Source organism: Pseudomonas sp. AC229, assembly GCF_979254655.1.
On record NZ_CEEDHK010000030.1, the window covers coordinates 1 to 10,858 of the forward strand.

The 10,858-nt window shown below is 58.4% G+C and carries 10 protein-coding genes; 1 reads left to right on the top strand and 9 read right to left on the bottom strand.

Features of this window, described 5'->3' with window-relative positions:
- Nucleotides 1-152: 152 nt before the first annotated feature.
- The 9 genes from AC0IW7_RS24565 to AC0IW7_RS24605 form a co-directional block, all read right to left on the bottom strand.
- A complete protein-coding gene (locus tag AC0IW7_RS24565; protein ID WP_471821448.1) occupies nt 153-1,748 on the bottom strand; it encodes an isocitrate lyase in 1,596 nt (531 codons plus the stop codon).
- Between the two features lie 499 nt (nt 1,749-2,247).
- A complete protein-coding gene (locus AC0IW7_RS24570) occupies nt 2,248-3,057 on the bottom strand; it encodes a secretin N-terminal domain-containing protein (RefSeq protein WP_471821450.1) in 810 nt (269 codons plus the stop codon).
- Complete coding sequence (locus tag AC0IW7_RS24575; protein WP_471821451.1) at nt 3,054-3,695, bottom strand: DUF7931 domain-containing protein; 642 nt, start codon at nt 3,693-3,695, stop codon at nt 3,054-3,056. The genes AC0IW7_RS24570 and AC0IW7_RS24575 overlap by 4 nt, the downstream gene beginning before the upstream one ends.
- A gap of 7 nt (nt 3,696-3,702) precedes the next feature.
- Nucleotides 3,703-4,131, bottom strand: coding sequence for a GNAT family N-acetyltransferase (locus AC0IW7_RS24580; RefSeq protein WP_471821453.1), 429 nt, complete (start codon nt 4,129-4,131; stop codon nt 3,703-3,705).
- Entirely contained in the window at nt 4,124-5,290 is a 1,167-nt protein-coding gene (locus AC0IW7_RS24585) for a ribosomal protein uL16 3-hydroxylase (protein ID WP_471821455.1), read from the bottom strand. The genes AC0IW7_RS24580 and AC0IW7_RS24585 overlap by 8 nt, the downstream gene beginning before the upstream one ends.
- Before the next feature lie 78 nt (nt 5,291-5,368).
- Nucleotides 5,369-6,739 carry an adenylosuccinate lyase gene (gene purB / locus AC0IW7_RS24590; protein WP_122453219.1) on the bottom strand — a complete coding sequence of 457 codons (1,371 nt, stop codon included), beginning with the start codon at nt 6,737-6,739 and terminating at the stop codon, nt 5,369-5,371.
- 204 nt (nt 6,740-6,943) lie between these two features.
- On the bottom strand, nt 6,944-7,564 hold the full coding sequence (gene hflD, locus AC0IW7_RS24595) for a high frequency lysogenization protein HflD (protein WP_471821457.1): 621 nt from the start codon (nt 7,562-7,564) through the stop codon (nt 6,944-6,946).
- Nucleotides 7,561-8,679, bottom strand: coding sequence for a tRNA 2-thiouridine(34) synthase MnmA (gene mnmA / locus AC0IW7_RS24600; RefSeq protein ID WP_471821459.1), 1,119 nt, complete (start codon nt 8,677-8,679; stop codon nt 7,561-7,563). The genes hflD and mnmA overlap by 4 nt, the downstream gene beginning before the upstream one ends.
- Before the next feature lie 71 nt (nt 8,680-8,750).
- A complete protein-coding gene (locus AC0IW7_RS24605) occupies nt 8,751-9,191 on the bottom strand; it encodes an NUDIX hydrolase (protein ID WP_463549916.1) in 441 nt (146 codons plus the stop codon).
- A 321-nt stretch (nt 9,192-9,512) separates the two neighbouring features.
- Between AC0IW7_RS24605 and icd the strand changes: the two genes are divergently transcribed.
- Nucleotides 9,513-10,769 carry an NADP-dependent isocitrate dehydrogenase gene (icd, locus tag AC0IW7_RS24610; RefSeq protein WP_122498063.1) on the top strand — a complete coding sequence of 419 codons (1,257 nt, stop codon included), beginning with the start codon at nt 9,513-9,515 and terminating at the stop codon, nt 10,767-10,769.
- Nucleotides 10,770-10,858: the final 89 nt, after the last annotated feature.

The window sequence follows — 10,858 nt, forward strand, 5'->3', positions numbered from 1 at the left end:
TGCGCCTTTTCCCCGAATCCATTGAGCCCTCCTGAAAATAAATCAGAAGGTGTAAACCTTATTCAGGACGGGACACTGGCATAAAAAAAGGCGAGCCTGAGCTCGCCTTTTCTTTACACCCCAGGCCGAAGCCTAGTGAGCCATTCCGTGGATCAATGGAATTGGTTCATGGTGTTGTCTTTACCGCTTGCTTTCAGAGCCGCTTCGCCAGCGAAGTACTCTTTATGGTTGTCGCCGATGTCGGAGCCAGCCATGTTCTGGTGCTTGACGCAGGCGATGCCTTGACGCAGTTCCTGACGCTGAACGCCTTTCACGTAAGCCAGCATGCCTTGGTCGGCGAAGTAGCCTTTTGCCAGGTTGTCGGTGGACAGCGCAGCAGTGTGGTAGGTCGGCAGGGTGATCAGGTGGTGGAAGATACCAGCCTGTTGCGAACCGTCGCGTTGGAAGGTGCGGATCTTCTCGTCTGCAACCTGAGCCAGTTCGGTTTCGTCGTAATCGACGCTCATCAGCTTGGCGCGGTCGTAGGCGGAAACGTCTTTGCCTTCAGCAACGAATGCATCGAACACTTGCTGACGGAAGTTCAGGGTCCAGTTGAAGGACGGGCTGTTGTTGTAGACCAGCTTGGCGTTCGGGATCACTTTGCGGATCTCGTTAACCATGGCAGCGATCTGGCCAACGTGTGGCTTCTCGGTTTCGATCCACAGCAGGTCAGCGCCGTTCTGCAGCGAGGTGATGCAGTCCAGGATGCAGCGAGCTTCGCCGGTGCCAGCGCGGAACTGGAACAGGTTGGAAGGCAGGCGCTTAGGACGCAGCAGTTTGCCGCCACGGTTCAGAACCACGTCGCCGTTGTTCAGCTCGTTGGCCGACACTTCTTCGCAGTCCAGGAACGAGTTGTACTGGTCGCCCAGGTCGCCCGGCTCTTTGGTCACAGCGATTTGTTTGGTCAGGCCGGCACCCAGGGAGTCGGTACGGGCAACGATTACGCCGTCGTCCACGCCCAGTTCCAGGAATGCGTAGCGAACTGCGTTGATCTTGGCCAGGAAGTCTTCGTGCGGAACGGTCACTTTGCCGTCTTGGTGGCCGCACTGCTTCTCGTCAGAAACCTGGTTTTCGATCTGGATGCAGCACGCACCCGCTTCGATCATTTTCTTGGCCAGCAGGTAGGTGGCTTCCGGGTTACCGAAACCAGCGTCGATGTCGGCGATGATCGGTACGACGTGAGTTTCGTAGTTGTCGACCTGAGCCTGGATCTCGGCAGCCTTGGCGGTATCGCCAGCGGCGCGGGCAGCGTCCAGGGCGGTGAACAGCAGATCCAGCTCACGGGCATCAGCCTGGCGCAGGAAGGTGTACAGCTCTTCGATCAGACCCGAAACAGCGGTCTTCTCGTGCATGGATTGGTCTGGCAGCGGGCCGAAGTCCGAACGCAGAGCAGCAACCATCCAGCCGGACAGGTAGAGGTAGCGCTTGTCGGTAGTCTTCAGGTGCTTCTTGATCGAGATCAGCTTCTGCTGCCCGATGAAGCCGTGCCAGCAGCCCAGGGACTGGGTGTAGACGGAGGAGTTAGCGTCGTACTCAGCCATGTCTTTGCGCATGATAGCGGCGGTGTACTTGGCGATATCCAGACCGGTTTTGAAGCGGTTCTGAGCGCGCATACGAGCGACGGACTCAGGGTTGATCGCACTCCAGCTGTTGCCGGCGGTTTCTTTCAAAGCGGCTACGGCTTTGATGTCATCTTGATAAGCAGACATGGTCAATCCTTCAAAGTTGATTGGTTGAGCACGACACTTCCCTTTCAAAACCGACAAGCAACGCGGTCTTTCAGTGGGCGGTGTACTGCAGCGCAACGAAATTATCGACTGAGACGAGATTGAAGCTGAGGAGGGGGCAGAGGGGGCGAACAGTTCGATGGTGTTGGCGTTGGCACTTGCTGGTTCGTGGAAACCGATGGGTGTCGCTGCTGTGACCAACTGGCCGTTTCGTTAAACGCTTCCCCGTCCCTCAGGACAACTTCGTTCCAGTCGCAATCTCGTCGAACTGCCTTTTGAGCGGTAAAACACGAATCGAATCTACGGTAAGCAGGTTGCGATCCGGAGACCTCCGTTAGGGGTCTCTGATTAGCGGGAGCGGGGCCATCATGCCTTTGCAAAAAGACTTCGTCAAACGTTTTGTAGTGCTTTTTTCTTACTACTACATATTGTTCGACGAGCGACTGGCGGGTCACGTTTTCCGGCTGTTAGGTTGCCCTGATCAGTCCAGGGCATCGACCTTCAGGCGCAGCGTCATGTCTTCGCGACCCTGGGTGGAGCGGCGCTGAATAAAGCCGCTCTGATCGGACTGCGAGCTCTCATTCACACCGCCGATGGTGATCCATTCGCCGAGGCGGCCGGTCACTTTGGTGTTGGTATTTTGAATGTCGATCGCGCCTTGCTGGGTTTGGCTGAGGCGGTCGTTATTGTTGTTGATACTGACGTGCACCACATCGCCGGTGAGGCTGGCGGTGACGTAAAACCCACGAGTGACGTTGCGGTATTCGGTGTTGTTGTAGACCCGGCCGTAACCGTCAACGCTCGAGCTGGTCAGCGGCACGCTCTGGCCCACTTGAATCAACGCCGGGTAGCCTTCCGTGGTCTGCACTTGTTGGGTGCCGCCGCCTCGGCTTTGGGTGCTGCGGTGGATGATGCGTACTTGGTCGCGACCATTCACTTCGCCACGTCCCGACTGAATTTCCACATTGCCAGCATTGGCCGAGCCGTTCACCGAGTAACCCTGGTCGTTCATCTGGTTGCTGTCGGTGGTGTCGACACTGATGAGCAAGCGCCTCGGTTGTTTGTCGATCTGCTTGAGCAGGTCGCGAACTTCCTGAAGTTTGGCGGGCGGGGCGTTGACGACCAGTTGGTTGCCGTAGTTGCTGGCCCGGCCTTCGTTGCCCAGCACGGATTGCACCACCGGTAATACATCGTCGGCAGTGCGGTAGTTCAGCGGCATTACTTCCGTGGCCGCCAGCACCGGCAGGCTGACACTCAGGCACAAAATGGCGAACAGCGAGCGCAGGGTCATACCAGAAGACTCCGAAGGTCGAGGTCGGTGACGCTAACGTCCCAGGCCTGATCGAATTTGTTTTGCAGTACGCGCACCTGGCCTGGGTCGTTGTACAGCGCGTAGCCGGCCAGTTGCTCGAGTTTGGGGCGCATCAGCATGCCGTTGGTGTCGGCGAGCAAATACGCCACTTCATCGTTGCTGTAGCTGGGGTTGAGCTTGCGAATGTGCAGGTTGCTAGGCAGGCGCCGCGACAATTGCAGTAAACGATGGCCGTCTTTAACGGCATTGCTCGGGTCGTTAACCAGAATGCGCAGGCGGTTCTTCGGATTGGCCAGCAAGAACTGCGTGCAGGCCTGTTGCACGCTGCTGTGGTGATAAAGCCAGCGTTCGAGGTCGGGGGAATAGATGCACAGGCTGCGTTGCGCCTGTTGAAGCAAGGCCAAGGCGTGCGCTTGGGCTTGTTCGGCGTGAGTGAAGTGCTGGAGTTGACGCGGCCCGTCAAGATGAAACGGGGCCGGTTCGCGACGCTCCGGTTCGGCCAGTAAAGGCGCCGGATTGTGCACCGTAAAACTGCCGGGCGAGACAAACTCAATGGGCGGCAATTCTTCCGCGACACCGTCCGTGGCGTCTGATGGCGGAGCGTCTTCATCGATCATCCTGACCTCACTGACTGATGCGTTTCATCTCTACGTGGGGGATGCCAGCATCGAGAAATTCGCCGCTGACTACGGTAAATCCTAGACGCTCATAGAACGCCGTGGCGTGAACCTGGGCGCTGAGCATTTGTTCTTTCAGGCCGCGGCGTTCTGCTTCCTGGATGACGGCTGTCATCAGTTGCTCACCCACTTTCAAACCGCGCCAGTCTTTCAATACCGAAACCCGGCCGATATGGCCGTCGGGCAGCAGGCGCGCGGTGCCAATCGCGTAATCGCCATCGACAGCCAGAAAGTGCACGGCTTCGACATCTTCGGCGTCCCATTCCAACTCCGGCGGCACCGCTTGTTCAGCAATAAACACGGTTTCGCGAATGCGGCGCAGGTCTGCGTTGTCTTTCTGCCAGCTGGCGAGCCTTACCTGAACGTTGCTACTCATCTGCAAACTCCAAACTTCCTTGTTTCACCAGTTCGAGGACGAGGTTACGCCCTTCATCGTCGGCCAACCATTGGCCCAGGTTTTCCAGGTGCAGCACGTCGGCGGCGCAAATCAATTTCAGCAATTCGCGCAGGCTGGCCGACAGCAAGCGGCTTTGTCCGCTGGCAAACAGCACCAAATCTTCGCCGACTTCCGACCAGGCCAGGCGCGCACTCGGATTGCGGATAAGCATGGCGCCGTTTTCGATTTGGTCGAGCAGCTCTTCTTCGTCCAGCTCAGTGCCAGCAACCAGTTCCGGGTAGCGCGGTTCGGTCATGAATTGGCCGAACCAGGTCATCAGCAAACGCTCGTCACCCATGTGTTCGTTAAGCAGGGCTTTGAGACGGTCGAGCGAGTCGCGCTGAATCTGGTGCGGGTCGCTGACAGGGGCGGCGCCGGCATCGCTGTAGCGTTCTTCGTCCGGCAGGAACTGGCTGAGAAAGTCGGTGAAATGGGTCAAGACTTCTGCGGCGCTAGGGGCGCGGAAACCCACGGAATACGTCATACAATCATCCTCGGCGGTGCCATAGTGAGCCAAACGTGGCGGCAGATAGAGCATGTCGCCGGGCTCCAACACCCATTCGTCGGTCTGTTCAAAGTTGGCCAGAATGCGCAGGTCCGCATGCTCAAGCATGGGGCTATCCGAGTCGCACATCTGGCCGATTTTCCAGCGCCGGTGTCCCTGGCCCTGGAGAAGGAAAACGTCGTAGTTGTCGAAATGCGGGCCGACGCCGCCGCCCGGCGTGGCGAAGCTGATCATCACATCGTCGATGCGCCAGCTCGGTAGAAAACGGAAATGCTGCAGCAGCTCGGCCACCTCCGGCACGAACTGGTCGACGGCTTGAACTAGCAAGGTCCAGTCGCGCTCGGGCAGGGTGGCGAATTCGTCTTCGTTGAACGGGCCGCGGCGCAACTCCCAAGGGCGCTCGCCGTGCTCAAGCACAAGGCGCGATTCAACTTCTTCTTCCAGCGCCAGGCCAGCCAATTCGTCGGCAGAAATAGGGCTTTCGAAATCGCTGATGGCCTGGCGGACCAGCAAGGGTTTTTTCTGCCAGTAGTCGCGCAGGAATTCACGAGCGGTAATGCCACCGAGCATCTGAAGCGGAATATCAGGATTCATCGCTAAGCCTTTGAAAGTCATCTGAGCCCGTAAATAAAAACGCCCGGCACTGCCGGGCGTGCAACTGGGCAATATCGGTTAGATACGCTTGGCCTGAGCGGCGGCGTTGCCCGCGTAGCCAGCCGGGGTGAGGGCGCGCAGCTGAACCTTGGCGTCGGCTGGAATATCCAGGCCGTCGATAAAGGTTTGCAGGGCTTCGGCGCTGATGCCTTTGCCGCGCGTCAGCTCTTTGAGTTTCTCGTAGGCGTTTTCGACGCCGTAGCGGCGCATTACGGTTTGCACCGGTTCGGCCAGCACTTCCCAGCACGCGTCGAGGTCGGCAGCAATGCGCTGAGCATTGAGCTCCAGCTTGCTGATGCCTTTAAGGGTGGCTTCGTAGGCGATAACGCTATGGGCAAAACCGACGCCCAGGTTGCGCAGTACGGTGGAGTCGGTGAGGTCGCGCTGCCAGCGGGAGATTGGCAACTTGCTCGCCAGGTGCTGCAGCAGCGCGTTGGCGATGCCCAGGTTGCCTTCGGAGTTTTCGAAGTCGATCGGGTTGACCTTGTGCGGCATGGTCGACGAACCGATTTCGCCGGCGATGGTGCGCTGTTTGAAATAGCCGAGGGAGATGTAGCCCCAGATATCACGGTCGAAGTCGATCAAAATGGTGTTGAAGCGGGCAACCGCATCGAACAGCTCGGCAATATAGTCGTGCGGCTCGATCTGCGTGGTGTAGGGGTTGAAGCTCAGGCCCAGCTCTTGCTCGATGAAGGCGCGGGCGTTTTCTTCCCAATCGACCTGCGGGTAGGCCGACAGGTGCGCGTTGTAGTTGCCAACGGCGCCGTTGATCTTGCCCAGCAACGGAATGGCCGCCACCTGAGCGATCTGGCGCTCCAGGCGGTACACCACGTTCGCCAGCTCTTTGCCCAGGGTCGTCGGCGATGCAGGCTGGCCGTGGGTGCGCGACAGCATCGGCACGTCGGCGAAGCGGTGAGCCAGCTCGCGGATGGCGTCGGCCAGTTGCTGCATCAGCGGCAGCAGCACGGTGTCGCGGCCTTCGCGCAGCATCAGGGCGTGGGACAGGTTGTTGATGTCTTCGCTGGTGCAGGCGAAGTGGATGAACTCACTCACCGCCGCCAGTTCTGGCAGCTTGGCGACCTGTTCTTTGAGCAGGTATTCCACGGCTTTTACATCGTGGTTGGTGGTGCGCTCGATTTCTTTGACGCGCTCGGCGTGCTCGACCTGGAAATTGTCGACCAGTGCATTGAGCAGGGCGTTTGCTTCTGTAGAGAACGGCGCAACTTCCGGAACGCCGGTATGCGCGGCCAGGCGCTGAAGCCAGCGAACCTCGACCATGACGCGGAAACGGACCAGGCCGTATTCGCTGAAGATTGGGCGCAGAGCGCTGGTTTTGCTGGCGTAACGGCCATCAACGGGGGATACCGCGGTGAGCGAGGAGAGCTGCATGGGGCGTTCTCGGACAGTCGGGCGACGAAAAGGGGCGCGAATTATACATAGAAAAACCTTACCTGAACCGCGCGTAGCGAACTGGTCTGTCGGGTTTTTCGGCGAGGTGCTGAACAGCGCGGTGCTGTGGGAGCGACTTCAGTCGCGATGCTTTTAAGATCACAAGCATCGCGGCTGAAGGCGCTCCTACAGGCATGAAGGCGGTTAGCCGCGAACCAGCGGGTAAAGCTCTTTGAGCAATTTGCGACGGTTGATTACCAGTTGCCAGCGGTGCCCGCCCAGCTGACGCCACAGGCGCGCCGAGCGAATACCGGCGAGCAGCAGGGCTCGAATTTTCGCGGCGTTGCTCGGTTGCTGAAGGTTGCGCATGTCGCCGTGCACCTGGATGCGCTGACGAAAGGTGCTCAGCGTGTCCTGATACAGCCCGCCACTCGCGGCAATCACGTTTTCGTGCACCAGGCCGAAGTGCTGAACCTGCTGCTGAATCTGGTCGAGGCGTTTGCCGATGGTTTCCAGCATGTCGTCGCGCTTGGCCAGCTTGCGTTCCAAGCCCAGCAGCGCCAAGGCGTAGCGCAGCGGTTCGCGTTGCAGGGTGGTGGGGTCACGCTCCAAGGCACTGAGCAGCGCGCGATAGCCATTGCGCAGGTTGATGTCGTCGCCGCCGTAAACGTCCAGGGTGGTTTTCGGATCGCGGACCATCAAGCTTCCGAGCATGCAGCCCAAAGCACCTTCACTGATCTGCCCGGTGCGCGCCACTTGGTCGACCAGAAACGCCGCCTCAAACACGCCGCCCAGGGCAACCAGTTGTTCCTGAATCGGCGTCATGCGCGCTTTTCCTTGCTGCTCCAAGGTTGCGCCACTTCTATTACACCGCCGCCCAGGCAAACGTCACCGTCATAAAACACCACCGACTGGCCCGGCGTAACGGCCCGCTGCGGCATGGCGAATACGGCGCGGTAACCCTCGCTGGTTTTCTCCAGCGTGCACGCCTGGTCGCCCTGGCGGTACCGCACTTTCGCGGTCAAGGCGCGTGGGCTGGTGAGGTCGATGGGGTTGACCCAATAGATGTCGGAGCAGAGCAGGGCGCTGGAAAACAGCCACGGGTGTTCATTGCCCTGGCCGACCACGAGCACGTTGCGTTCGAGGTCTTTGATCAGCACGTACCACGGTTCTTCGCCGGCATCTTTCAAACCGCCGATTCCCAGGCCCTGACGCTGGCCAATGGTGTGGTACATCAGCCCGTGATGACGGCCGATGATTTCGCCTTCGGTGGTTTCGATATTGCCGGGTTGTGCGGGCAGGTATTGCTTGAGGAAGTCGCTGAAGCGGCGCTCACCGATAAAACAGATGCCGGTTGAGTCCTTCTTCTTGGCGGTGGCCAGCTGGTGCTTCTCGGCGATGGCGCGCACTTCCGGTTTTTCCAGTTCGCCAACCGGGAACAGCGTCTTGGCCAGCTGTTCGCCGCCGACGGCGTGGAGGAAGTAGCTCTGGTCTTTGTTCGGGTCGAGGCCTTTGAGCAGTTCGGTGCGCCCGTCGATATCGCGGCGACGCACGTAGTGGCCGGTGGCAATCAGGTCGGCACCGAGCGACAGCGCGTACTCAAGAAAGGCCTTAAATTTGATTTCCCGGTTGCACAGGATGTCCGGGTTCGGCGTGCGTCCGGCCTTGTATTCGGCGAGGAAATGCTCGAACACGTTGTCCCAGTATTCCGCAGCGAAATTGGCGGTGTGCAGCGTGATGCCGATTTTGTCGCACACCGCTTGCGCATCGGCCATGTCGTCCATGGCGGTGCAGTATTCGGTGCCGTCGTCTTCCTCCCAGTTTTTCATAAACAGGCCTTCGACCTGATAGCCCTGCTCCAGCAGCAGCACGGCGGAAACGGAGGAGTCGACACCGCCGGACATGCCGACGATCACGCGAGTTGAGGAATTGTCACGCATAGGAGTTTGGATGCAGGGCTTTTCGGAAAAACGCGATTCTATCAGGGCCGCCGGCTCAGTGGTGATCGACGCTAGTCACGCAGCAGGGCGAGGGGGAAGCGTTCGCCGCTCAGATAGTCGTCGATGCAGCGCAACACCAGCTCGCTGCGCAAACGCTCTGGTTGCGCGGCGAGTTCGGCGCGGGTGAGCCATTGCGGGCCGATGATGCCGTCGTCGAGCTGGTAGTTGTCGCGCTGTTGCAGCGCCTTGGCGGCGAAGCACACGCGCTGGTAGGTCACGCCGTTGCTGGGGGCTGTGTATAAATAGATGCCGGTGACGGCAGTGAGCTCAACGTCCCAGCCGGTTTCTTCGAGCGTTTCGCGAATAGCGGCCTGCATGAGACTTTCGTCGGCTTCCAAGTGGCCAGCAGGCTGATTAAATACAGCGCGGCCGCCGGCGGTTTCTTCCACCATCAGGAAACGACCCTGATCTTCGACGATGGTCGCGACGGTAACGTGAGGGGTGAAACGCATGAGTAACTCCTGTGCGATCAGCGCGCGCTTTGGTTTCAGGCGGGCGGCGAAAAAGGCAATATCGGGGCAAGCTGCTAGGCTAAAAAGCGCCTCTGCTACCGGGTAAATGTAGTAGCGATGTAGTTTGACTACAGAGATAGGTCAGGTGCCGTAATAACGCGGCCTGCAGCGGGTGTTTAGTCCGACAATCTCAAGAAAAGTGCGTGACTTTCTGTAGAAATACTACAAGAATGGCCCGCCTTTCCGAGACCAATTCAAGTTCCATATCGCCGCGCCATCCGCGTGGCGGGATGTCAGACCACGAAAGCAACGGAGTCCAGCATGGGATACCAAAAGATCCAGGTGCCAGCAACCGGTGACAAAATCACCGTCAATGCCGATATGTCCCTGAATGTACCGAACAACCCAATCATTCCTTTCATTGAAGGTGATGGCATCGGGGTTGATATCAGCCCAGTGATGATCAAAGTCGTTGATGCGGCCGTAAACAAAGCCTACGGCGGCGAGCGCAAGATCTCCTGGATGGAAGTTTACGCTGGCGAAAAAGCCACTCAGGTTTACGACCAGGACACCTGGCTGCCGAAAGAAACCCTCGAAGCCGTTCGCGATTACGTTGTATCGATCAAAGGTCCTCTGACCACTCCAGTTGGCGGCGGCATCCGTTCCTTGAACGTGGCCCTGCGTCAGGAGCTCGACCTCTACGTTTGCCTGCGCCCAGTGCGTTGGTTCACCGGTGTTCCTAGCCCGGTTAAAAAACCACAAGACGTTGACATGACTATCTTCCGTGAAAACTCGGAAGACATTTATGCCGGTATCGAGTGGAAAGCCGGCTCGCCGGAAGCTGAAAAAGTCATCAAGTTCCTGAAGGAAGAAATGGGTGTTACCAAAATCCGTTTCGACCAAGACTGCGGTATCGGCGTCAAGCCGGTTTCCAAGCAAGGTACTCAGCGTCTGGTGCGTAAAGCCCTGCAGTACGTGGTTGATAACAACCGCGACTCGCTGACCATCGTGCACAAAGGCAACATCATGAAGTTCACCGAAGGTGCCTTCAAAGATTGGGGCTACGAAATCGCCAAAAACGAATTCGGTGCCGAGCTGCTGGATGGCGGTCCTTGGATGCAGTTCACCAACCCGAACACCGGCAAGAAAGTGGTAGTTAAAGACGCAATCGCCGACGCCATGCTTCAGCAGATTCTGCTGCGCCCGGCCGAATACGATGTGATCGCTACCTTGAACCTGAACGGTGACTACCTCTCCGACGCCCTGGCGGCCGAAGTAGGCGGTATCGGTATTGCTCCGGGCGCTAACCTGTCCGACAACATTGCCATGTTCGAAGCCACTCACGGCACCGCGCCGAAGTACGCTGGTAAAGACCAGGTGAACCCAGGTTCGCTGATTCTTTCGGCCGAAATGATGCTGCGTCACATGGGCTGGACCGAAGCTGCCGATCTGATCATCGACGGCGTCAACGGGGCGATCTCCGCCAAAACCGTGACCTACGACTTCGAACGTCTGATGGACGGCGCTAAGCTGCTGTCTTGCTCGGCGTTCGGCGATGCCATGATTTCTCACATGTAATGTGAGCGTTTAGTGTCTAGTCCTGAAATAGGTTTACACCTGTTTCAATCTCAAAACGCCCGATGCACCGCATCGGGCGTTTTGTATTT